Genomic DNA, 24,587 nt, shown 5'->3' with positions numbered 1-24,587 from the left:
TTATGGCAAAGTCATTACCCGAGTCACCTACGTGGGTAGATAACATCGTCCAGGTTGAGCTGGACACTCCAGTGTTGGGCGGCGATAACGGTCCTGACAACTGGCAGGCGCAGCAGCTTGCAAACCGCACTCAATATTTAAAATATGAAATCAGTCGTCTGAATGATCTCACGATGAGTGCGACAGCGACATATGAAAGCCGGGAGAAGGCGCAGCAGGCAATTGATGCGGGTATTGAAACTCGTCGATTCTTTACTGTGTGGTCATCTCTTTCACAGTTTTGGACTGAAAAATACGAGAACGTTAACGGTATTGCTACGCCGACTGGAGAAACATTGCCATCTGGGGCGTACATTGAAAAAGTGGACAAAGAACTGCGCTTCTTAAAGTTCATCTTCCCTCAGGAGCAAGCCAACAAATTGAGTGGTTATCAATTTATGATAACCGATGTTAGTGGTAAGAAGGGCCTGCTCGGAATGAACGACGACGGAGGCATTGAAGTTGCCGGAATGCAAGGTGAATTACAAAGTTATTTAAATAACCTTGTCTCGTCATCGTTTTCCGGGAAAATATCAGGCTATCAAGTCGTTATTTTTGCCCAAGATTTAAAAACTGCATTATTCGCAATTGATGATGATGGCGGTTGCTGGCTACCGGGTATGAGCGAGCCGGTACAAGATGCGATTGGTGCGACAGGGCCTGCGTTAATACGTCCCTATAATGGTGTCCCGGCGCTGTTTGCGGATAGCAACGCGGCAACGCCGATCTGGGATCGTACACCAGTCGTGAGTGCAACACCCATTACTCGCGATGGAGTAGTGTTTATTTTTGACGAAAATACGAGTTTAAAAACAGGGCTGATCCCTGTCCGATATCCGGCGAATAGAGTGTACGGCGAGCTGCGAGAAATTCCCGTATCAGGTGATGAAATGCATCTAACTCACAGCCTAGGGCAGTCGCTGGTTGTTGGCGGAGGGGAGCGGGTATCAGAGTTTAATCCTGTGTATGCGGGGCATGTACTGACATTTTCTGGTGCAGGGCAAGACCGTGGCGCTGGGGTTCCGTCTGATGGGCCTGTGTCGGACTCTACACTCGCTGGGTTTATGGATGCCGAACCATTGCCCTATAGGCAAAGCTGCATGGCCCCGGCGCTTTACCATATCGCCAAACGTCACCTCGAGCGCGGAGTTTTACCTGAGAACCTGCCAATTATGGTAACACGTATGGATGCGCGTTCTGGAACGGGGTATGCAGGACTCAAACGCGGCACACAGCCTTATATTGATGGTTTGACGTCGTGCCAAGCATTCGTGAACCGTGCACGTGCGATAGGAAAGAAACCTATCGTGAAATGTAGGGGTATTACACATGGGCAGGATGATGCCGGGAGTGGAACAGTAACAGAGTTCGGGGATTATTTTGCCATGCTCGAAGAGTGGGTGAATGATTCGAACGAAGACTTCATGGCTATTACCGGGCAGACAGAAACGATTATTTGGGATATCGACCAAATGGGTGGTTGGATACGTACTGTTTGGCCACCGACTGGCCGTACAGTTTATGGTGATATCGTATCAATCGATCAGTGGGAATTTTCACTATCCCGACCAGACGTAATTATGTCGCACACCCAATTCCCGTTGAATCGGATGTTCCCGCTGGACTTTCAACATCTGACAAATATTGGTTATGCCTTGCAGGGGGAATATCAAGGCCAAGCCAGGGACTTTACCATTTATGACCCAGCGGGGTCTCGATGGAAGCCTGTTCAGCCGGAAACAATCACGCGAATCAACGAAAATACGTTCGACATCGGTTTCCACTCTCCATTTGGAGGAGCATTGCGTTTTAACACCTCCGTTGGCAGTGCACCCAACAGCGGCATAGATCTGGGGCTGGCATCAGTTAACGTAACATCAGTCACACAACGTGCTGACAAAGTATTTCGAGTTGTCACTGATGCCCCTCCGGCTGCTGGCGACTGGTTCCGATTCGGGTTTAATGCTACGGATGAAAGAACGATTAACGGCGTCACTTTCATTCACCCACTCGTCAATATTAGCGATGACTCACAGGTTCAAAGTGAGTATGTCTCTGGACTGAAATTAACAAATTGGTGCGTTCTCTCTCGCATCTTCATTCCTGCGTAAAAGGAAAGTAAAAATGTCCAACTTAGCGTTAAACACTATGAGACCTTACTCAGGTTCACGTTCTGCAATCGATCTATCAACCGCGTATTTAGATGCAGATAGACTGTTTGATGCCCACAAAGCACGTGTACTCGCAGATGGAGGGAAAATACTCAACGAGTCATCGTGCCGTGATGAAATTGCATTCATCATCAGCGTGGGATTGTGGGATTCGATGGCATCTGTTGCAGCCCCTGAGTGGGGGGTTAAGCAAGATGGCTTGGGCAATGTTGTAAAAATCTATGGATTGGGTAAAACGCCAGATTACAGGGCGACACAAGTAGGCACGGCTATTCACCCCGTTATCCTGGATACCACAAAAGAAATCCCGCTGGCCGTTATTCGGCTCGACGGCGGGGGTAGTCAACTCGTCAGCGGAGACCTGGTATTGCAAGCGGCCTCAGAGTTACCGTATCTGGTTTCTATCCGTGGCCTGGACTATGACACTACCGATAATCAGGGCATTGCCATGCGTTTCAATGGCCCAAACTGGCCACATTTCATCTACTGGAGCGTTTATCGTAATAACCAAAAATTTAATTGGTTCTACTCATGTGACCAATTTAATCCCCCTACTGGCGCGGGTGGTGCCAGCGCGTCCGGCACGTGGAATGGAACAATAGGTAAATCGGCCGCACTGGTTAGCCATGCTGACAAAAAGCTGACAGCATACGACCACGGCCTGTTCAGTTCAGAATCCTCAACGTTCCCACCGCCGGATATTTCGGGGATCAGGGCAACAATTACCCTCGGTGCTCGATATTCTAATGAAGAGGCTGGCGAGAAGATTGCGTATGGCGGAATTGGCAGGGTTCGTGCGTTTTCTATCTGTAACGATATTGCCGCTGCACTGATATCAAATCGTACATGATTGGATCAGCATAAACCAAAGTCAGCTCCTAACTCGCAGGGCATAATATTTCCAGGATAAGAAAAAGAGCATGGAGGCTCATTTTTGTAATTCATTTCCACATTGTGAAATTTTCGCAACCCCAATTTATCACGCATTTTTCCCCACATTTATCGCGCCGCGCATCACGCAGCGCCGCGATCGGATAGTCGTAAGGGAACATGTATTCCACTGCGCTGAAGCCCTGCTCCTTCGCCCGGCGGAAACGCTGCATAAAATCGACTTCAGTGAACAGCATCGACAGGTTGGCTGAAAATTTCGGCATGGTAAGGCTCCTCAGCGGTAATCAAAGAAGTTGACCGAGGTCGGCGCGTCTTCCGGCGTTGCCGCCACCGGCTCGAACTCGTTGACGTTATCCAGCTCGGTGCCCATGGAAATATTGGTGACGCGCTCCAGGATGATTTCCACCACCACCGGCACCCGGTGCTGCCGCATCAGTTCCTGGGCCTGACGGAACGCCGGCGCGATCTCTTCCGGTTTGAACACCCGCAGCGCCTTGCAACCCAGGCCTTCCGCCACCTTGACGTGATCGACGCCGTACTCGCCAATTTCCGCGTTGTTGATGTTTTCAAACGACAGCTGCACGCAGTAATCCATATCGAACCCGCGCTGTGCCTGACGGATCAGCCCCAGATAGGCGTTGTTCACCAGCACATGGATATACGGCAGCTTGAACTGCGCGCCGACCGCCAGCTCTTCGATCATGAACTGGAAATCATAGTCGCCCGACAGCGCGACCACCTTGCGCTGCGGATCGGCGGCGCATACGCCCAGCGCCGCAGGCAGCGTCCAACCCAGCGGGCCGGCCTGACCGGCATTGATCCAGTGACGCGGTTCGAAAACGTGCAGCATTTGTGCGGCGGCGATCTGCGACAGCCCGATGGTGGTGACGTAGCAGGCGTCGCGGCCGAAGGCGCGGTTCATCTCTTCATACACCCGCTGCGGCTTGACCGGTACGTTGTCGAAATGGGTCTTGCGCAGCAGCGTTTGCTTGCGCTGCAGGCAGGCGGCGCACCAGGCGTCGCGATTCGGCAACTCGCCGCGTTCGAAACGGCGCTGCGCCGTGTCCACCAGCATTTGCAGCGCGATGCGCGCGTCGGAAACGATGCCCAGGTCCGGGCAGATCACCCGGCCAATCTGCGTCGGCTCGATATCAATATGCACCACCTTGCGCCCGGCGGTGTACTTATCCACCGAACCGGTGTGGCGGTTGGCCCAGCGGTTGCCGATGCCGAACACCAGATCCGAGTCCAGCAGGTTGGCGTTGCCGTAGCGGTGCGAGGTTTGCAGGCCCGCCATGCCCGCCATCAGCGGGTGATCGTCCGGAATGGCGCCCCAGCCCATCAGCGTCGGGATCACCGGCACATTGCAGATCTCCGCCAGCCGTTGCAGCAGATCCGCCGCATCGGCGTTGTGAATGCCGCCGCCGGCGATGATCAACGGCTTTTTCGCCGCGCACAACAGATCCAGCGCTTTGTCGATCTGCGCCTGGGTGGCCGCCGGCTTATAGGCGGGCAGCGACGAGTAGGTGTCCGGATCGAACTCGATCTCCGCCATCTGCACGTCGAAAGGCAGGTCGATCAACACCGGGCCCGGCCGGCCGGAACGCATCAGATGGAACGCCTGCTGCAGCACGCGCGGCACCAGCGCCGGTTCCTGCACGGTGACCGCCATCTTGGTCACCGGCTTGGCGATCGACTCGATGTCCACCGCCTGAAAATCTTCCTTGTGCAAACGCGCGCGCGGCGCCTGGCCGGTGATGCACAGGATCGGAATCGAATCGGCGGAGGCGGAGTAAAGGCCGGTGATCATGTCAGTGCCCGCCGGGCCGGAGGTGCCGATGCACACACCGATGTTGCCGGCGGCGGCGCGGGTATAACCTTCCGCCATGTGCGAGGCCCCTTCCACGTGCCGCGCCAGATAGTGTTTGATGCCGCCGTGTCGCCGCATCGCATCGTAGAACGGGTTAATCGCCGCGCCGGGCACGCCGAACGCGGTGGTGATCCCTTCTTTTTCCAGCACGTGCATTGCCGCGTCTACCGCTCGCATAATTGCCATGTGATGCTCTCCTTAATTTATTGGAAAATTTTTCCAACTTTGAAATGCCGTCAAAAAAACCCGTCTGCTCATCAAACGGGGAGTCTTGTTCCGCGCCGGCTCACCCCGGCACGCGACGATTACGCCTTGCTGCGCGATTCACCCAGCGCGGCGCTGATATCTCTGGCCACTTCCCCCACCAGTTCACCCAGCTCTTTGAACCGCTCTTTACCGACCCGCGAACTGGGCCCGGAAATGGAAATAGCGGCGATCACGTTGTTGTTGCGATCGAAAATCGCCGAAGCCAGGCAGTTCAGGCCCAGCGCGTGCTCTTCATCGTCGATGGTGTAGCCCTGCTCCAGCGACTGATGCAGATCCTTGCGCAGCAGGTTCACGCTGGTCAGGGTTTTCGGCGTATAGGATTGCAGCCCCGAACGCACGATCAGATCCAGCATCTCTTCTTCCGCCAGCGGATACAGCAGCGCCTTGCCGGCGCCCGATGCGTGCAGCGGCAAGCGGCTGCCCAGCGGCGCGCACATGCGCACCATCGCCTGGCATTCGCATTGGCGAATCAGCACCGCATCGAAATTGTTGCGGATCGCCAGGTTGGCGGTCTCGCCGGACAACAGCATCAGCCGCCGCATGAACGGCCCGGCTACCGATACCACGTCGCGATCGTTCATGTAAGCGGAGCCGACGGTGAACGACTGAATGCCGATATGCCACCAGCCCAGCTGCGGATCCTGAAAGACGAATTCCGATTTCTCCAGCACTTTCAACAATCTGAAGGTGGTGGACAGCGGCAACTCCAGCTTTTCGGACAGCACGGAAACCGACGAGCTTCCCCCGGCGTTGGCCAGATACTGGAGGATCTCCAGCCCGCGATCCAACGCCTGCGCCCCTTTGGTCGCGCCGGCTTCGGTGGCGGGTCGTCCTTTCCTGCGTAATTCGGTCATTCAAGCTTCCTTTGTCAGTGACGGCATGGGTGACGCTATGATAAACGCCCTGCGCGGCGTGCGGCCAGCGCTATGCCAAAACTATGCGATACGGCTCCGGCAAGCGGCTGACTACGCAGTTGTCGGCGCCTGCACGATCGATGGTGAAAAAGTCGGTGACTTTCGCATAGGCGAACAGCGGGTGATGCCAGACGTTACGATGATAGTTGATCCCCTGTTTGCCGTTGGTGATAAAGGCGCGCAACGTGCCAACGGGGATCGTTTCGCCCGGTTCGGCGACGATCACCACGAAGCGTTCGCCGTTCATCGGCACAAAGGCCTGCGACGAGAGCGGATGCTTTTCCAGCAGGGAAAAGGTCATCGGCAGCTCGCAGGGTTCCGCCCGGTTGATGCTGGCCAGCACCCGGTTGCCGTCCGACACCTCAATCTTGGCGAGATCGTGATAACGCTCGGTCTTTCCGTCATTGATATGAAAGAAACGCGAACCTTCTATCTGCAATACATCGCCATAAGGCGCAAAGGCCGCCGGCGTTAATTCTTCGATGACTAAATCCATGTGATTCTCCAAAGCGCATGACCCAGACGACGATTAAACGGCGATATTTCACCCAACGCCTTCACTCTAGACAGCGCATGGCAAATTTGACAGCAATTTTTTGGAAAATTTTTCCATAACAAGATCGTCCGCACATTTCACGATCGGAAGCCCATATTAATTGCTTGAAATCAATGAATTAAAAAAACACCTGATCCACGATCGACAAGAATAGGGCTGCGTATGCTCATCGCTATCCGGTGATTCTGTGACCGGGATCGTGGGGTTGGGCTTTGCCGCTGCCTATCGTGTCGCAACATCAGTAGATTCTTCTCACCGATAACCGAAAAGGCGGTGTCAGCCAAGGACCCCACATGCTGGATCACGAAACCATTCGTTCGTTTATCAAAGTTGCCGAGTGCCAAAGCTTCTCGCGCGCGGCAGAGTTGCTGCATAAAACCACCGCCACCATCAGCTACCGCATTAAAACGCTGGAAGAGAGCATCGGCACGCAGCTGTTTATCCGCACCACCCGCACCGTCAACCTGACGCCGGCCGGGGAGTATTTGCTGGAGCGCTGCCGCCAGTGGCACACCTGGCTGGACGCCATGCCGGGCGAACTGCGGCAAATCAACGATGGCGTAGAGCATCAGGTGAATATCGTGATCAACAACCTGCTGTACGACGCCGCCGCCGTAGCCGGGCTGTTGACTCACCTGCACGACAAATACCCGTTCACCCAATTCCACATTTCCCGCCAGGTGTACATGGGCGTGTGGGACGCGCTGCTGAATGAGGATTGCCATCTGGCGATCGGCGCGGCGGGCAATGAATCGCTGGAAAACAGCATCAAGGTGCTGCCGCTCGGCAAGATCGATTGGGTGTTCGCCATTTCGCCGACGCATCCGCTGGCCGCTGCCGCCGATCCGTTGAACGAAACGCAGCTGCGCCCTTATGCCGCAATCAACGTCGAAGATACCGCGCGCCATCTGGCCAAGCGTACCGCCTGGTTGCTGTCCGGCCAGCAGGAGATCAAGGTGCCGGATCTGCGCACCAAGCTGGAATGCCATCTGCGCGGTCTCGGGATCGGTTTCCTTCCGCGCCAGCTGTGCCAAACTTATCTTGATAGCGGCGAATTGGTGGCCAAGCAGCTCAGATATCCGCGCCAACCTTCACCCCTGTCGCTGGCCTGGTCCGATGCTCGCGGCGGCGAAGCGGTGCGCACCCTGATCAGCCTGTTCCAGACGCGGGATCCGTTAATCGCGGGTTTGGTCAGCGCCCTGGATTAAGTCGCGGTATCGGTAGGCATTTTTCCTGCGCTGGCGTAATATCTGTTTACATATGTCTGACAGGAGGTTTGCATGCTTACTTTTATTCCCATCGTGATCGTCGTCGCGCTGATTGTGGTGTTCGCCGGCGTCAAAATTGTGCCGCAGGGGTTCCAATGGACGGTAGAACGCTTCGGCCGCTACACCAAAACGCTGATGCCGGGCCTGAACCTGGTGGTGCCGTTCATGGACCGCATCGGCCGTAAAATCAATATGATGGAGCAGGTGCTGGACATCCCTTCGCAGGAAGTGATTTCCCGCGATAACGCCAACGTGGCCATCGATGCGGTGTGCTTTATCCAGGTGGTCGATCCGGCGCGCGCCGCTTACGAGGTCAGCAACCTCGAACAGGCGATCGTCAACCTCACCATGACCAACTTCCGCACCGTGCTCGGCTCGATGGAGCTGGACGAAATGCTGTCGCAGCGCGACAGCATCAACAGCCGCCTGCTGCACATCGTCGATGAAGCGACCAACCCTTGGGGGGTGAAGATCACCCGTATCGAGATCCGCGACGTGCGCCCACCGGCGGAACTGATCGCCTCGATGAACGCCCAGATGAAGGCCGAGCGAACCAAGCGCGCCGACATCCTGGAGGCGGAAGGGGTGCGCCAGGCGGCCATTCTGCGCGCCGAGGGTGAGAAACAATCGCAAATCCTGAAGGCCGAGGGCGAACGCCAGTCGGCGTTCCTGCAGGCGGAAGCGCGTGAGCGCGCCGCCGAGGCCGAGGCGCGCGCCACCCAGCTGGTGTCCGACGCCATCGCCAGCGGCAACATTCAGGCGGTGAACTACTTCGTGGCGCAGAAATACACCGACGCGCTGCAGAAGATCGGTTCCTCCAACAACAGCAAAGTGGTGATGATGCCGCTGGACGCCAGCAGCCTGCTCGGCTCGATCGGCGGCATTACCGAACTGCTGAAAGAAAGCAAAGGCAAATAATCATGCTCGAACTGATCGCGGCGAATCCGCTGTGGTTCTGGCTCTCCCTCGGGGGCGTGTTGCTGGCGGCGGAAATGCTCGGCGCCGGCGGCTACCTGCTGTGGAGCGGCGTGGCGGCGCTGTTGGTCGGCGCCTTGATCTGGCTGCTGCCGACGCTCACCTGGGAATGGCAAGGCGTGATCTTCGCCGTCCTGACCGTCGTCGTCGCCTACCTGTGGTGGTACTGGCTGCGCCGGCGCCCGGCGGCCGCGTCCGGCGGTTCACCGGTGCTCAACCAGCGCAACCGTCAGCTGATCGGCACCCGCGCCACGCTGACGGAGCCGATGCACAACGGCATGGGGCGCATCAATATCGGCGACAGCAGCTGGCGCGCGCAGGCGGCGGAAGATCTGCCCGCCGGCACCGAAGTGGAAGTGGTGGCGGTGGAAGGGGTCACACTGGTGATCCGCGCCATCAGCCGTTAATTCGAACGACAGCATCCCGCCAGATTATTGATGATGGGGCACTCGGCCCCCTCGTCGCCCGGACATTGTTCCGCCAGCGTCAACAGGCGTTGGCGCATTTCTCCCAGTTCGCTGATGTGCCTTTCGATCTCCGCCACCTTCTGCAGCGTGCGCGCCTTCACGTCGGCGCTGTGGCGGGCCGGATCGTTGAACAACGCCACCAGCTCACGGCACTCGTCCAGGTTGAAGCCCACCTGCCGCGCCTGGCGCAGCAGCGTCAGCTCTTCAACGTGCCTGGCGGAATAATGGCGATAACCGTTATCGCTGCGGATCGGGGCGGTAATCAGCGCTTTCTCCTCGTAAAAACGAATCGTCTTGCTGGTTAACCCGGTCTTTTTCGCGACGTCGCTAATATTCATTTTTTCCTCCGGAATGCTCCTGCTCACCTCCTATCTTAAGCCGCTTTCCGCCACTCACCAAGCCTCAACGCCCTACCGTCGATAGCGATGAGAAACCGATAGCCACAGCCAAAAGATAGATACTTCACTTGCAAAGTATTCATCAAAAAACAATAGACAATCTAACCTATTAAAATTTGATCAAATTAAGATTTTTATTATATGTAAATTTTTGTGTATAAATAACACAAAATAAAACACAATTAAAACAACAAGATAAAAACACAAGTTAACAAAATTGTAATAATAGACCACATAAATAAACATTTATTTACATTTGCCATTACTGCGCCTGTTTGAGTTTTGGCCACCTCCAAACTAGAAATATTAGCTAATTTAATCTCTCAACCCGATGGCGGAGTTCGTCATGGATTTTAACTTATCAAGCGAGCAGCAGGCTCTAAGCGAATCCGCTCAGCGTTTTGCCCGCGAGGTGCTGGATCAGGATGCGCATGATCGGCTTTCACGGCAGGTATTAAGCCTGGATTTGTGGCGACAAGCCGCCGCCTATGGTTTTACCCGAGCCCCCGTGGCGACCGCGTTCGGCGGATTGGGCATGAGCGCGCTCGATACTGCGCTGATGATTGAGGCGCTGGGTAAAGGCAGCCGCGACATCGGCATGTCCTTTTCGCTCTGCGCCCATCTGTGCGCCTGCGTGATCCCGCTTTCCCGCTTCGGTTCCGAGGCATTAAAAGCGCAGTATCTCGAAGCGTTGGCGGCCGGAAAACTGATCGCGGCGAATGCGGCGACGGAGCCGGACGCCGGTTCCGATATTTATGCCATGAAATCAACCGCTCAACCCTGTGAAGGCGGCTACCGGCTCAACGGAAACAAAATTTTCATCACCAACGCGCCGATTGCCGACATCTTCATCGTCTATGCGAAAACCCATCCCGAACATGGCTTTATGGGCGTGTCCGCATTTGTGCTCGAGAAAGGGATGCCAGGCTTAAACGTAGGCGCCGTCAGCCCGAAAGATTGCCTCTCCAACTGCCCGTGGAGCGAACTGACCTTCAACGACGTCTTCATTCCAGAGGCCCAACGGCTCGGCATGCCGGGCGCCGGCGGCGCCATCTTCCACGATTCAATGATCTGGGAAAAAGGCTGCCTGTCGGCTCTGTTTATCGGCGCAATGGAGCGCGTGTTCGACAGCGCGCTGGACTATGCCAAACAACGCCGACAATTCGGCAAAGCGATTGGCCAATTTCAGTCCGTCTCCAACCGCATCATCGAGATGAAACTGCGTCTGGAACAGTGTCGGCTAATGCTCTACCGCGCCTGTTGGAAACACGATCGGGGCCAGGATGCCGAGATCGACATCGCCATGAGCAAACTGTTGATTTCCGAATATGCCGTGCAGTCCGCGCTGGACGCGATTCAAATCTTCGGCGGAGCCGGCATGGATCAAGAACTCGGTCTGGTGCGCCACTTGCTGAACGTGATCCCCAGCCGGATCTTCTCCGGCACCAACGAGATACAAAAAGAAATTGTCGCCCGCAAGCTGGGTCTGCGGGGAGGCGCATGATGATCGTTCAACGCGTTTTTGCCGTGCTCTATATGTTGGCCGGCCTGGCGAAAGCCTTCCCTCAGTTGGAAAACGTCGCCGATATTCTGCAGCAGGCGGCCGTGGCGAACCAGGGCACCTGGTACGCCGGGGCGACGGCTTGGCTGGCGGCGCAGGGTACAGCGGTTAACGCGCTGATCGGCGTGGCGCTGTTTGCCTCCGGTGCGGTCTTGATGTTCAACCCGCGTTGGACGACATTGATCATCTACTGCCAGCTGCTGATGATGGCGGGATTTGTCACGATCCTGCACCGCGCCCAGCCGCAGGTCATATTGCTCGATGCGATTTTCGCGCTGGCGGCGCTGTACATGCTGCGGCAGCAACACCACCGCAAACCCAAGCCACGCACGTTCCCCACGCGCGACTTTTCCACGCCCACGCCGGCGTCAGCCGGCTCGGTAACCCCCACGCTGGACGGCGAGTATGACGTGGTGATCATCGGCGGCGGCGTCTCCGGTTTGGCCGCGGCCAGCGAACTGACCGAACGCCGGGTTCTGGTGCTGGAAAAAAGCGCTTCCTTTGGCGGCAACGCGCGCTACCGCGCGGTGAATCGCCTGAAGTTTCCCATCGCCGGCGTCTGCTTCCAGGAGCCATTGCCGGGTTCGTTCATGTTGCAACTGCTGAAGAAAATCGGTCTGAGCGGCGCCTACAAGTCCAATGAAAAGGACACGCTGGTGTTTTTCGATACCTTCTTGCTGCTCCGATGCCTGGGTGAAGTCGTCGTTGGTTTTCTCAAACAGCCGGTCTACCTGCTGAAACCCGCCGTCTGGCGCCTGACGGGACAACTATTCCTGCATGCCTTGATCGGTAAACCTTATGTTATCGCGGCAAAACAGCTGGGCGATCCGATCTTTGCCGATCTGTACGCCTTCCTCGATACCTTCTCGCCGCGCGGCGAGCGGTACCCCAGCCTGCCCTGGACGCCGCAGAGCGCCTGGAGCAAGGCGAATATGGCGCTGCTCGACACTATCCCGCTGTACACTTATCTGTTCGAACCGCACAAACTGGATCAGATCCCGGCGGATCTGCGGCCACCGAGAAAATTCGGCAAGCTGGTAGAGAATGCCGTCAGCACCACGCTGCGCGTGGAATGTCTCGATATTCGCGAAGTCTCCGCCTATGTCGGATTGCACTTCCTGGTGGGGTATTTACGCGGCAATCTGGTCACGCTGCCGGGCGGTAACGGCAGCATCAGCGCCGGGCTGCTCGACTATCTTGAGGAGCAAAACAACGTCAGGCTGCAAAGCCGCGTACAGCTTCAAAGCATCACACCCGGCGGCGACGAAACGGTGATCCGGTTCAGCGTCAATGGCGCGGCCAGCGAAATCAGAGCCAAACAAGTGATCTGGGCAGCCCCCAAAACGCATGTGCCCACCTGGTTGCCCACCCTGCCCAAAGAGCAATTGGCGGCGATCCGTCAGATCCGCCATGAAGATTACTACCTGGCGAACGTGCTGTTGAAAAAACCGATCCTCGAACACTCGTTCGGCGGCTATCTGATCGAGCCGGAAAACACCCGCACACCTTACTATTGGAGCAAAGCCGGCACCTGCCTGATCGCCAATTGGATGGACAATCACCTCAGCGCGGAAACCGGGGTATTAACCCTGCTCAAACCGACCACTCGCCCAGAGCGGCAAGGTCGCACCGCGCAGAACGAGTTCCCGGCGCTGCAGCAACAGACCTATGTCGAAATCGCCAAAGTGCTGGGCAACATGGGCATTGACGCCGACATCATTGAAGACATTCAAATCTGGTTCTGGCCCGCGGGTCTGGTGACCTCGGTCGCCGGACAACAGGCTCAGGGCGTGTTTCACCAGGCCAGCATGCCGTTTGAGAATATTCACTTCGCCAATCAGGACAGCGTGGGCATCGGTAATATCGAAAGCGCGGTGTTAGCCGGGCTGAACGCCGCCAAAGCGGTGAGAGAACGCCTCGCAATGCCCGTTACGCCTGCGGAGGTGATGTCATGAATCCTACCCTGGTGGTTGAACTTTCCGGCGATAAAACGCTGGAACCCCATCGCCTGGGCGGCAAAGCCCATTCGTTGAATCATTTGATTCAGGCGGGCTTGCCGGTGCCGCCGGCGTTTTGCATCACCGCGCAGGCTTACCGGCAGTTTATCGAATTCGCCGTGCCGGGAGCGCTGCTCGACACGGGCGCGCCGGGCAACGTGCGCGATATGATTTTGAGCGCCGCCATCCCCGCCCCGCTCGATCTGGCGATCCGTCACGCCTGCAAACAGTTGGGCGACGGCGCCTCGCTCGCCGTGCGCTCTTCGGCGCTGGAAGAAGACGGCCTGACCCACTCTTTCGCCGGGCAATACGACACTTACCTGCACGTGCGCGGGGATGACGAGGTGGTGCGCAAGGTGCAATCCTGCTGGGCGTCGCTCTGGGCGGAACGCGCCGCCCAGTATAGCCGGACATCGGCGGCGCAGAGCGATATCGCCGTCGTCTTGCAAATCATGGTGGATGCAGACGCCGCCGGCGTCATGTTTACCCAAGATCCGCTGACAGGCGATGCCAACCACATCGTCATCGACAGCTGCTGGGGACTGGGGGAAGGCGTGGTCTCCGGACAGGTCACCACCGACAGCTTCATTTTGGATAAGGCGAGCGGCGAGATCCGCGAGCAGCAAATTCGTCACAAACCGCACTATTGCCAACGCGATCCGCAGGGACAGGTCACGCTGCTGCAAACGCCTGAAGCCAGGCGAGACGCTCCCAGCCTAACCCCGGAACAGCTGCAACAGCTTGCCAGGCTGGCCAGGCAAACGCGGATGATTTACGGCGCGGAACTGGATATCGAATGGGCGGTGAAAGACGATCGCGTGTGGCTCCTGCAGGCGCGGCCGATCACCACGCAGGCCAAACCGGTTCAGATGCTTTACGCTAACCCGTGGGAAAGCGATCCGACGATCAAGGAACGGGCCTTTTTCTCCCGAATGGACACCGGCGAGATCGTCACCGGCTTGATGACGCCGCTGGGGCTGTCGTTTTGCCAGTTCTACCAAAAGCATATTCATGGCCCGGCGATCAAAACCATGGGGCTGGCGGATATCGGCGATTGGCAGATTTATATGGGGTATTTGCAAGGCTACGTCTATCTGAATATCTCCGGATCGGCCTACATGCTCCGCCAATGCCCGCCCACCCGCGACGAAATGAAGTTCACGACCCGCTACGCCACCGCCGATATCGATTTCAGCGGGTACAAAAACCCCTATGGCCCCGGCGTACAGGGATGGGCTTATCTCAAGAGCGCCTGGCATTGGCTGAAACAGCAGAGGCATAACCTGCGCAGCGCCGGCGCGACCGTCGATGCCATGATCGCACTGCGCCAGCGCGAGACGCGCCGCTTTCTGGCGCTGGATCTGACCACCATGACGCATCAGGGGCTGGAGCGGGAACTCAGCCGCATCGACGATTACTTCCTCGACAGCTGCGCCGCCTATATGCCCTTCTTCCTTCAGTCGTTCGCGCTCTACGATGCGCTGGCGCTGACCTGCGAACGTTACCTCAAAGGCCGCGGCAACGGATTGCAAAATCGCATCAAGGCGTCGATGAACAACCTGCGCACCATCGAAGTCACGCTGGGCATTCTCAGCCTGGTGGAGACGGTCAATCGTCAACCGGCGTTGAAGGCCGTGTTCGAGCGACACAGCGCACAGGAACTGGTCACCGTCCTGCCCACCGATCCCGAATCGCGCGCCTTCTGGCAAAGCGACTTCAGCGCCTTCCTGTTCGAGTTCGGCGCCCGTGGCCGCCAGGAGTTCGAATTGAGTCTTCCGCGCTGGAACGACGATCCCAGCTACCTGCTGCAAGTGATGAAAATGTATCTGCAACATCCGGTGGATCTGCACACGAAACTGCGGGAAACAGAGCGGCTGCGCCATGAAGACAGCGCGACGCTGCTTAAAGCGATGCCCTGGTTTGGCCGGATGAAGCTGAAGTTCATCACCAAACTGTATGGCGTGATGGCCGAACGCCGCGAAGCGACCCGGCCAACCTTCGTCACCGAAACCTGGTTCTACCGCCGCATCATGTTGGAAGTGCTGCGGCGCCTGGAGGCGCAAGGCCTGGTCAAACAGGCCGATCTGCCCTATGTGGACTTCGAGCGCTTCCGCGCGTTTATGGCGGGGGAACAGTCGGCGCAGGAGGCGTTCGCCGCCGATCTGATCGAGCGCAATCGCCACCAGCATCTGCTGAACCTGCATGCGGAAGAGCCGCCGATGGCGATCGTCGGGGGGTATCAGCCCAGGATGAAAGCCCCCACGGCGGAAAACGCCGCCGGCATGCTGTCCGGCCTGGCGGCCAGCCCTGGCAAAGTGGTGGCGAAGGCGCGCGTCATCACCGATCTGCTGGCGCAGGCCGGCGAGCTGCAGCCCAACGAAATCCTGGTGGCGCGCTTTACCGACGCCAGTTGGACCCCGCTCTTCGCGCTGGCGGCGGGCATCGTCACCGATATCGGCTCCGCGCTGTCCCACAGCTGCATCGTCGCACGCGAATTCGGCATCCCCGCGGCGGTCAATCTCAAGAACGCCACCCAGCTGATCAACAGCGGCGACACCTTGATTCTCGACGGCGACAGCGGGACGGTCATTATTCAACGCGGAGAACGTGCCGATGGCTAGTCAGCACCACATCCGGCGAAGGTAAACCATCCGCCTGAAAACAGCACAATTCAACGAAGGTGATGCGCGCGGCAACCGCCGCCTGCAGAGACCGTCGCGGGCTTTGTCGTGCCGAATTTGCCCGCCTGGCTGAAGCCGTCACTCCATTTTGGCTGCACAAGGAACTCATCATGACGACCCTGACAGGACAAGCAAGACTCACCAACTCCGCCGCCTACGAGCAAGTGTGGCAAGCGGAGCGCCAGGCCTGCCGCACCGACGCAGATCCCGACACTCTGACGGTCGGCGTGGTGGTGGTGACGCGCAACCCGGCGTTTTTCCAAACCGGGCTCAGCGTACTGAACGATATCCGCGATTATGTTTTCAACCGCGTGCATATCCAGTCCGAGATGCCGCTGAAACTGTTGGATCTGGCGGCGGACTCGCTTTATCAGGCCGCGCGCGAAAAGGCGCTGCACTTTCTCAAAGGCCAAAACAAGGCTATCAACGTTCGCATCATCCAATGCGCCAGCCTGGCCGAAGCCACCGGCAAGATCATCTATACCCATGCGCTGGAACAGCGTCCCGAATTTCATTTGGGCATGCTGTTCTACGATCAGACCACGCCGGCCGGCGTCGATGACAGCATCGAACAGATCGATCGCGATCTGGACGCCTTTTACAGCGCCTTGCAGCGCAGCGGCATTCCCGCGTTTTACACCACCTTCTCCACCGTTGCGTTCATTCGCCAGCTGCGATCGCCCTTCCGCTACCTGCCGCAGCAATACCGCGAAATCGTGCGCAGCGAAGATCCGGCGATCTTCCAAACCGAGCTGTTGTGCCTGTGGATGGACTTCTTCGAGATGAACTACACCAACCGCCGGGTCAAGCCGATCGGCGCGCTGGCGCTGCACAACACGCTGGGTGAGCAGTTGATTCAATTTTTCGAGCGTACCGCCGCCGAACGCTGGCTGGTGTCCTATTACACCGGGTCGATCATCTCCAATCTGATCGGCTATCTGGATCGGCATGCGGAGGCGCGCGGCGCGCTGATCCTGCGCGGCCCTAACGAACACGCCATCGCCTGCGGCGCCATGGCCAACTGGCAGCTGTATCGCATGCCGTTCCTCGGCGTAGTGACCTCCGGAATGATGGATGAATTCAAGGGGACGCTGGCCAACCTCAAGGAAACCGCCGCCCAGGGCATCATCGTCGCGGCGGAAAACCGCGGCAATCAATGGTACAGCTTCCAGGGAACGCTGACGCCGACGGAAGACATGCGTGAAGTGCTCGTCGCCCGCCGCATCCCGTTCGTTTATATCGATGACGTCGAAACGATCGGCACCGGTTTGACGGAAGCCTTCCGCCTTTATCATCAAGGCCAGGGGCCGGTGGTGATTCTGGCGACGCAAAACGTGCTGGAGTCGACCCTGTCGCTGGAGGGCGCCGTCTGCGATCCCTCGCCGATCCCGGTTCTGTCGGCGGACGATCCGCTGCCGATGAGCGAAAGCCTGGCCCAGGCGATAGCGCTGATCAACCGCGGGCCGGAACGGCTGGTGTGGCAGTTGGGCCCGGTCAGCGACGACGAATACGCCCTGATCCATGACATCGCCGACGCCGCCGGCATCGCCCTGGTGGACTCGTTGGCCCATCCAGGCTCGGCGCCGAAATATTATCAGGGTCGGCGCAATCCCCACTACCTGGGCACCCTGGCGATTTACGGCTACAGCCCGCGCGTCTACAACTTCCTGCACACCAACGACAAGCTCAACGCCATGAGCGAGCAGAGCCTGTTTATGATCAAAAGCCGCGTCGCTCAGATCACCACCCCCTTCTCCGACGGCAGGCTGGAGCGCAAGGTTCACCTGGTGCAGCTTACGCACGATGAGCGCCATCTGTCGCCCTATGCCGATCTGCACCTGCACATGAACTGTCTGGCGTTCCTGCGCACGGTGAAAGCGCATCTCGACGTCGATCCGGCATTGCGGGAAAGACGCCGCGCGCTGATCGCCGCCTATCTCGATTCGCCTTCCGACGTGGTCAGCCAGCTTCCCAGTCTGCCCATGTCGGCCAACTACTTCTTCTGCCAGTTGAACCGAGTGATTGAAGAGCTGATCGAAACGGAGGGGTTCGATTTTACCGGCGTATATGACGTCGGCCGGTGCGGCATCTCCGCCGCGCGCAACGTCGCCAAAACGCGCCGCGGCTTTTCCGGCTGGTATGGCCGCGCCCTGATGGGCGACGCTCTGCTGGCCACCGGCTACCTGGCTTACACCAGCCCAAGCCACGTGATGGCGTTTATCGGCGACGGCGCTAAAGGGATCGTACCGGACATCCTGCCGGCTTTTATCGACAACATTCTTACCCATCCACAGTTGCTGAATAAAAGCATCACCGTCTTCTATTTATGCAACGGCGGGCTGTCCGTCATCAATACCTATCAGGAACGCATTCTGTTCAACCGCACCTCACGGCAAATGCGGTTGGTGAACGTCGAACAGCCGGACGTCGAACAAACGGTCAATAACTTCCATATCCAGAGCAAAACGCTTACGCATTTCGACGAAGACGTCATTCGCCAGGCGCTGACCACGCCGCACCGACTCAATCTGTTCTCCGTGGTGCTGGGGCACAACAATGAAGGCGACGGTATCTCGCTGGCCACCGCCAAAGGCTGGCAGCGCGATCCGAGCGACCACGACGCCCTGCAGGAGCGCAAAGCCTGGGCGGCCCAACAGCCCGAATCGACCAGCACCGCCTTCGACCAAGATCCTACACAGGAAGCCACCTCATGAAATTCGGATTCATCGCTCATCCCACCTCGCTGGGGTTGAAACGTTACGTCAAAATGCTCGATCTGCTGCAACGCAACTCGACCGAGCAGCACAGCGGCTATACGCGTGAACTGTGGGAACGACAAAACCTGGTTCCCTTTATGAACTTCGCCAGGATCACCTCGGCGACCGGCGCCACTTGCGAAGGGGTGATCAAATACATGCCGCTGGTGGCGGATGAAATGCTGGCCGACGCACGCGGTATCGCCGCCAGGGTGGTCCAAGGCATCGAAGAGCTGGCCGGCGATGGCGCCGAACTGGTCGGTCTCGGCGGTTTTACCTCTATCGTTGGGCGACGCGGCGAAGCCACTGCGGAAAAGTCGCCGGTGCCGGTCACCTCCGGCAACTCGCTGACCACCTACGCCGGCTACAAGGCCTTGATGCAGATCCAGTCCTGGCTGGAAATCCGCCCGGAGGAGGAACCCGTCGCCATCGTCGGCTATCCGGGATCGATCTGCCTGGCGCTAAGCCGTCTGCTGCTGGCGCACGGTTTCTCTCTCCATTTGCTGCACCGCGCCGGCAACCATGATCGCAGCGAACTGCTCAGCCATTTGCCCGAGGAGTATCACTCGCGCGTTACCCTGACCAGCGATCCCGAAGATCTCTACCCGCGCTGCAAACTGTTTGCCGCCGCGACCTCCGCCGGCGGCGTGATCGACCCCGCCAGACTGCAACCCGGCTCGATCTTCATCGACGTGGCGCTGCCGCGCGATATCGCTTCGGAAACGCGCCCGGCGCGGGATGACATTCTGATCATCGACGGCGGCTGCGTCACCGCCACCGATGCGGTCAAGTTGGGTGGAGAATCGCTCAACGTCACCATCAAGCAACAATTGAACGGCTGCATGGCGGAAACCATTGTGCTGGCGCTGGAAAACCGGCGGGAAAACTTTTCGCTGGGCCGCTATCTGGCGCCGGAAAAAGTGCTGGAGATCGGTGAAATCGCCGAGCGCCACGGGTTCTTCGCCTATCCGCTGGCCTCGTACGGCGAGCGCATCGATCGGCAGAGCGTGACCAATCTCAAGCGCTACTACCACCATGACATCTATGCCGTGGAATCGGCTGATGCGGCGTTGCCCGCATCGCGCCTGGCGTTTATCGACGCGGTCATCGCCCAAACGCCGGCCAGGGAAGACACCCTCGACCGCTATCATCAATACATCAACCCCATGATGGTGGACTTCCTCAAGTTGCAGCGCTGCGACAACGTTTTCCGCAGCGCCGCCGGCACCCAGTTGTATGACGATGCGGGCGAGGCTTTCCTGGACATGGTGGCGGGCTACGGGTGCCTAAACCTGGGCCACAACCCGCAGCCAGTGGTCAACGCGCTGAAAAACTACCTCGACGCTCAAGGCCCCAACTTCATTCAATACATTTCCATTCCCGAACAGACCGCCAAGCTGGCCGAAGTGCTCTGTCGTCTGGCGCCGGGCAACATGGGCCGGGTGTTCTTCAGCAACTCCGGCACCGAAGCCGTCGAGGCCGCGATGAAGATCGCCAAGGCCTCGACGGGCAAGCCGGGCATCGCCTATCTGCGCAACAGTTACCACGGTAAAACGCTGGGCGCGTTGTCCATCACCGGACGAGACAAACACCGCCGCTATTTCACACCGCTGCTGGACGCGATGGTGGAAGTGCCGTTCGGCGATCTCGCCGCGCTGCGGGAAACGCTGAACCGTGAAGACGTCGGCGCGCTGATGATCGAACCGATCCAGGGCGAAGGCGGCGTGCATATCCCGCCCGCCGGTTACCTGCAGGCGGTGCAGCAGCTCTGCCGCGAGACCGGCGTGCTGCTGATGGTGGACGAAGTGCAAACCGGGCTTGGGCGCACCGGCAAACTTTTCGCCTGCGAATGGGACGGTATCGAGCCGGACGTGCTGATGCTGTCGAAATCCCTGTCCGGCGGCCTGATCCCCATCGGCGCCACGCTGTGCCGAGCCGATCTTTGGCAAAAAGCCTATGGCACGGCGGATCGCTTCCTGGTGCACAGCTCCACCTACGGCGGCGGCAACCTCGCCTCGGTCGTCGCCCTCAGCGCGCTGCGCGAGATCCTGGCGCAGGATTTGGTCGGCCATGCCGAACGGATGGGCGCCTACTTTAAGCAGGCACTGAGCGAGATCGCCGCCCGCTATCCGTTCGTCAGCGAGGTGCGCGGCCGCGGCCTGATGCTGGGGATCCAGTTCGACCAGGCGTTCACCGGCGCGGTCAACGCCTCCGCCCGCGAATTCGCCACCCGGCTGCCGGGCGATTGGCACACCACCTGGAAATTCTTGCCCGATCCGGTGCAAGCCCATCTGCGGGCGGCGATGGATCGCATGGAACAGGCGCTCGGCGAAATGTTCTGCATGAAATTCGTCACCAAGCTGTGCCAGGACCACAAGATCCTGACCTTCATTACCGCCAACAGCTCGACGGTGATCCGTATTCAACCCCCGCTCATCATCAGCAAAGCCGAGATCGACCGTTTCGTCGGCGCCTTTGCCACGGTGTGCGAGGAACTCTCCACCTTTTTAGACTAGGGAGCCAGCAATGCCTTTAACCAAGCAAGATGCCGTCAATCAGATGATGGGCTTTTTCCAGGCCAAGGCGCTGACCGCCGCGCTGGCGCTGAAGCTGTTCGATCAGCTGCGCGATCGGGACGCCGACGCGGCGCACATCGCCGCGCGGCTTGACTGCCCGGCGCGTTCGACCGAGCAGTTGCTCATCGCGCTGCGGGCCATGGGGTATCTCGACCAACGAGACGGCCTTTATCATCTGCCCGCCGCCCACCGGGCTTTTCTGTTGAGCGACGAACCGCAGTGGCTGGGATGGCTGGGCCGCCACATCGATACCTTCCTGTATCCGCTGTGGGGCGAGCTGAAAACGGCGGTGCGAAACGATGCCCACCAGCGCCGCACGGTATTCGGCGATGACCGCAGTTGGTTCGACATCCTGTACCAAAATCCGGACGACGTGGCGGACTTCCAGGAGTTTCTCGGTAAATTCGCCGCGCCCTTTATCGCCGGCTTTGTTCGCGATTACGACTTCTCGCAACACCGTGCGTTTTTGGATATCGGCAGCGGGATCGGCAGCCTGCCGATGGCGATCGCCGACGCTTATCCGGGGATCGCACTGGCGATCTGCGAACTGCCGCAGGCCTCGGCGTTTTTGCGCGACAAGCTGACGCTGCAAGGCTATGGCGAACGCATTGACGTCGTGGAGGGCGATGTCATCAGCGGCGATCTGCCGATCGGCGGCTATGACCTGATCCACCTGGGATGGATGCTGCACGACTACGCCCCGGAAACCCAACTGACCATCCTGCGCAACATCTATCGGGCGATGCCGGCCGGCGGCCGCTTCATCGCTTCCGAAACGCCGCTGAACGAAGACAAATCAGGGCCGGAATTTACCGCCCTGCTGTCGCTGAACATGCTGGTCTCCACCGACGGTGGCATAGAGAGCAGCGCGCAGGAATACCTGGACAGATTCCGTCTGGCGGGGTTCAGCAACGCGCGCATCATGAAAATTGCCGGCCCACGCACCCTGATCGTCGGCGAAAAATAACCAGTTAGCAACGGGAGCTCGCAATGTTAGAAAGCAAATTGATCCAGCATATCGCCACCCAGTATCTGGATGGCGATCACGACGGCCTGAACGCTCAAACCCCGCTGTTTGAACTGAACGTCGTCGATTCCGCCTCCATTTTCGATCTGGTGGATTTTCTGCGTCAGGAGTCTCATGTCGCCATCGGCATGCATGAGATCCATCCGGCGAACTTCGCCTCGGTGCAGGCGATGGTCGCGCTGGTGCAACGGTTGCAAGCGCAAGTCGCCGCAGGGGGTGTCGCATGAGCGTTCACGCCGTCGATAGCGCCGCAAACGCGCATGAAGCCGTCCGGCAGTCGGTGCTGCACACCTTCGCCCGGCTGACCGAGTATGAACCGTCGGCACTGGCCCTGACCAGCCATCTGGAAAACGATTTGGGCGTCGACTCCATCGCGCTGGCGGAAATTGCCATGGTGCTGAACCGTCAGTTTCAATTAAATACGCCGCTGGAGATCCAGGAGATCAAAACCATTCAGGATGCGCTCGACGGTATTTTGCAGCGCGGTTTCACGCTGCCGACGCCGAACGCCGCCGCGCAACCTGCCCCCGAGACGCCTCAGGCCTGGTTGAGTGCTCTCGTGCGCCAGGTGTTCGCCACCCACAGCGGATATGAAGTGCGTGATCTGTCCCCCGACGCCGCCATCGAAGGCGACCTGGGCATCGACTCCGTCGCGGTGGTGATGGCGCGCAACGAGCTGCTCAAAACGCTGGGCCTGGACGATAACGCAGCGCTGGCGGAGTGCCGCACGTTGGCTGAGCTGGAGCACAACCTGGCGGCGCGGCTGGTTCAGGAACAGGGCGAAGCGTGGTTCAGCCGCTTTGGCCAGCACACCCCCGCGTCCGCTGCGCCGCAGCCCACCAAAGCGCCCGCGTCGCCGGACGCGCGCGATGAGCTCGGCGATCCGCGCACCATGCGGGACTTCGTCGGCATCGAGCACCCGGATTTGTTCCATAAAACGCGTGAGTTTGGCGCTTTTTATCGCGATAAAAAACAGCGTCAGCTTTACTGGTACGGCATGCCGCTTGAAACGCCGTGCAAAAACCGCGCGGTCATGTTCGACGAGATCACCGGCAAAAGCCGCGAATTTCTGATGTTCGGCTCCAACAGCTATCTGGGATTGTCGAACCATCCGGAAGTGATCCACGCCATCCAGGACGCCGCCGGCCTGTACGGCGCCACCAATACCGGGTGCCGCATCATCGCCGGCAGCAACGTGCTGCATCTGGAATTGGAGCGCAAACTGGCCAAGCTCAAAGGGCGCGAAGACTGCATCGTCTATCCGTCCGGCTACTCGGCCAACCTGGGATGCATCTCGGCTCTGACCAGCCGACACGACCTGGTGTTCACCGACGCCATCAACCACATGAGCATCCAGGACGGCTGCAAGTTGGCGGGCGCGCAGCGGAAAATTTATGACCACTCTTTGACCAGCCTTGAGAAATCGCTGGCCAAATACGCCGATCACCCCGGCGGCAAGCTGATCGTCACCGATGGCGTTTTCAGCATGCACGGCGATATCGTCGATCTGCCGCGCCTGATGAAGCTGGCCGAACGCTACGGCGCACGCGTATTGGTCGACGACGCGCACGCGACCGGCGTCTTGGGCAAAACCGGCTCGGGCACGGCGGAACACTTCAATATGAAAGGCCGGGTGGATCTCGAGCTGGGCACCATGAGCAAGGCGCTGTCGGGGTTAGGCGGCTTCGTTTGCGCCGATGGCGAAGTGGTCGAATACCTGCGTTTCTACTCCAACTCCTATGTTTTCGCCGCCACCATCCCCGCCGCAGTCGCCGCCGGCGTGATCGCCTCCATCGACGTGATGCTGCGTGAACCCGAGCGACTGGCCAAGCTGTGGGACAACATCTACTACTTCCGCACGCTGCTGCTTAACGCCGGTTTTGACCTTGAGCATTCCGACTCGGCCATCATTCCGGTGGTGGTGGGCGACGACGCCAAAACGCTGCTGTTCGGCCGCGCCGTCCGGGCGCGCGGGCTATTCTGCCAGACCGTGGTCTTCCCGGGCGTCAGCGTGGGTGACGCCCGCTTACGCATCAGCGTGACCAGTGAACACACGCGTGAAGATCTGGATGAAGCCTACGCCATTTTGGTGGCGGCGGCGCTGGAGACCGGCGTGCCGGTCAACGGCGATGTCCGACGGGAAGAGCGCGCACGCGCCGCCGAGGTCTGACAT

General features: G+C 58.8%; 18 protein-coding genes. 13 read left to right on the top strand and 5 right to left on the bottom strand.

What is annotated here, in order from left to right:
* The first annotated feature begins 2 nt into the window (after positions 1 to 2).
* Both GT753_RS00940 and GT753_RS00935 read left to right on the top strand, forming a co-directional pair.
* Complete coding sequence (locus GT753_RS00940; RefSeq protein ID WP_160125159.1) at positions 3 to 2,150, top strand: hypothetical protein; 2,148 nt, start codon at positions 3 to 5, stop codon at positions 2,148 to 2,150.
* A 13-nt stretch (positions 2,151 to 2,163) separates the two neighbouring features.
* Positions 2,164 to 3,060, top strand: coding sequence for a hypothetical protein (locus GT753_RS00935; RefSeq protein WP_160125158.1), 897 nt, complete (start codon positions 2,164 to 2,166; stop codon positions 3,058 to 3,060).
* A gap of 91 nt (positions 3,061 to 3,151) precedes the next feature.
* Here GT753_RS00935 and GT753_RS25950 read toward each other — a convergent pair whose 3' ends face one another.
* From GT753_RS25950 to GT753_RS00915, 4 genes are all read right to left on the bottom strand, one after another.
* Positions 3,152 to 3,364 (bottom strand): hypothetical protein, encoded by a 213-nt coding sequence (locus GT753_RS25950; RefSeq protein ID WP_371732128.1) that lies wholly within the window; start codon positions 3,362 to 3,364, stop codon positions 3,152 to 3,154.
* Between the two features lie 11 nt (positions 3,365 to 3,375).
* A complete protein-coding gene (gene gcl / locus GT753_RS00925) occupies positions 3,376 to 5,157 on the bottom strand; it encodes a glyoxylate carboligase (protein WP_015376893.1) in 1,782 nt (593 codons plus the stop codon).
* A 119-nt stretch (positions 5,158 to 5,276) separates the two neighbouring features.
* Positions 5,277 to 6,092 (bottom strand): HTH-type transcriptional repressor AllR, encoded by an 816-nt coding sequence (gene allR / locus GT753_RS00920; protein ID WP_015376892.1) that lies wholly within the window; start codon positions 6,090 to 6,092, stop codon positions 5,277 to 5,279.
* Between the two features lie 70 nt (positions 6,093 to 6,162).
* Positions 6,163 to 6,648: an ureidoglycolate lyase gene (locus GT753_RS00915; RefSeq protein ID WP_015376891.1), complete on the bottom strand. Its 486-nt coding sequence runs from the start codon at positions 6,646 to 6,648 to the stop codon at positions 6,163 to 6,165.
* Positions 6,649 to 7,001: 353 nt separating this feature from the next.
* Between GT753_RS00915 and allS the strand changes: the two genes are divergently transcribed.
* The 3 genes from allS (at position 7,002) to GT753_RS00900 (ending at position 9,358) form a co-directional block, all read left to right on the top strand.
* Complete coding sequence (allS, locus tag GT753_RS00910) at positions 7,002 to 7,916, top strand: HTH-type transcriptional activator AllS (protein WP_044031807.1); 915 nt, start codon at positions 7,002 to 7,004, stop codon at positions 7,914 to 7,916.
* Positions 7,917 to 7,988: 72 nt separating this feature from the next.
* Entirely contained in the window at positions 7,989 to 8,894 is a 906-nt protein-coding gene (locus GT753_RS00905) for an SPFH domain-containing protein (protein WP_004940203.1), read from the top strand.
* Positions 8,895 to 8,896: 2 nt separating this feature from the next.
* Entirely contained in the window at positions 8,897 to 9,358 is a 462-nt protein-coding gene (locus tag GT753_RS00900) for an NfeD family protein (protein ID WP_015376889.1), read from the top strand.
* Here the strand turns inward: GT753_RS00900 and cueR are convergent.
* Entirely contained in the window at positions 9,355 to 9,756 is a 402-nt protein-coding gene (gene cueR, locus GT753_RS00895; RefSeq protein ID WP_015376888.1) for a Cu(I)-responsive transcriptional regulator, read from the bottom strand. The genes GT753_RS00900 and cueR overlap by 4 nt on opposite strands.
* Before the next feature lie 406 nt (positions 9,757 to 10,162).
* On the opposite strand from cueR, the gene GT753_RS00890 reads away from it, so the two are divergent.
* From GT753_RS00890 to GT753_RS00855, 8 genes are all read left to right on the top strand, one after another.
* The gene (locus tag GT753_RS00890) at positions 10,163 to 11,320 is read left to right on the top strand and encodes an acyl-CoA dehydrogenase family protein (RefSeq protein WP_160125157.1); all 1,158 of its coding nucleotides are present in this window, start codon (positions 10,163 to 10,165) and stop codon (positions 11,318 to 11,320) included.
* Entirely contained in the window at positions 11,317 to 13,332 is a 2,016-nt protein-coding gene (locus tag GT753_RS00885; protein ID WP_230857975.1) for an FAD-dependent oxidoreductase, read from the top strand. Before GT753_RS00890 ends, GT753_RS00885 begins: the two co-directional genes overlap by 4 nt.
* Positions 13,329 to 15,995, top strand: a complete 2,667-nt coding sequence (locus GT753_RS00880) for a PEP/pyruvate-binding domain-containing protein (RefSeq protein WP_160125156.1) — start codon at positions 13,329 to 13,331, stop codon at positions 15,993 to 15,995. The genes GT753_RS00885 and GT753_RS00880 overlap by 4 nt, the downstream gene beginning before the upstream one ends.
* 170 nt (positions 15,996 to 16,165) lie before the next feature.
* Positions 16,166 to 18,769: a hypothetical protein gene (locus GT753_RS00875; RefSeq protein WP_021504653.1), complete on the top strand. Its 2,604-nt coding sequence runs from the start codon at positions 16,166 to 16,168 to the stop codon at positions 18,767 to 18,769.
* Positions 18,766 to 21,327 carry an aminotransferase class III-fold pyridoxal phosphate-dependent enzyme gene (locus GT753_RS00870; protein ID WP_088381305.1) on the top strand — a complete coding sequence of 854 codons (2,562 nt, stop codon included), beginning with the start codon at positions 18,766 to 18,768 and terminating at the stop codon, positions 21,325 to 21,327. The genes GT753_RS00875 and GT753_RS00870 overlap by 4 nt, the downstream gene beginning before the upstream one ends.
* A 10-nt stretch (positions 21,328 to 21,337) precedes the next feature.
* Positions 21,338 to 22,354 carry a methyltransferase gene (locus GT753_RS00865; RefSeq protein ID WP_004940222.1) on the top strand — a complete coding sequence of 339 codons (1,017 nt, stop codon included), beginning with the start codon at positions 21,338 to 21,340 and terminating at the stop codon, positions 22,352 to 22,354.
* A gap of 23 nt (positions 22,355 to 22,377) precedes the next feature.
* Positions 22,378 to 22,641 (top strand): acyl carrier protein, encoded by a 264-nt coding sequence (locus GT753_RS00860; protein ID WP_004940224.1) that lies wholly within the window; start codon positions 22,378 to 22,380, stop codon positions 22,639 to 22,641.
* Complete coding sequence (locus GT753_RS00855) at positions 22,638 to 24,584, top strand: aminotransferase class I/II-fold pyridoxal phosphate-dependent enzyme (RefSeq protein ID WP_075685313.1); 1,947 nt, start codon at positions 22,638 to 22,640, stop codon at positions 24,582 to 24,584. Before GT753_RS00860 ends, GT753_RS00855 begins: the two co-directional genes overlap by 4 nt.
* Positions 24,585 to 24,587: the final 3 nt, after the last annotated feature.

It is taken from the genome of Serratia sp. Z4 (assembly GCF_009900725.1).
GTDB classification, from domain to species: domain Bacteria; phylum Pseudomonadota; class Gammaproteobacteria; order Enterobacterales; family Enterobacteriaceae; genus Serratia; species Serratia nematodiphila.
The sequence above is the reverse complement of the archived record's forward strand: the minus strand, read 5'-3'. Positions and strand labels throughout refer to the sequence as shown.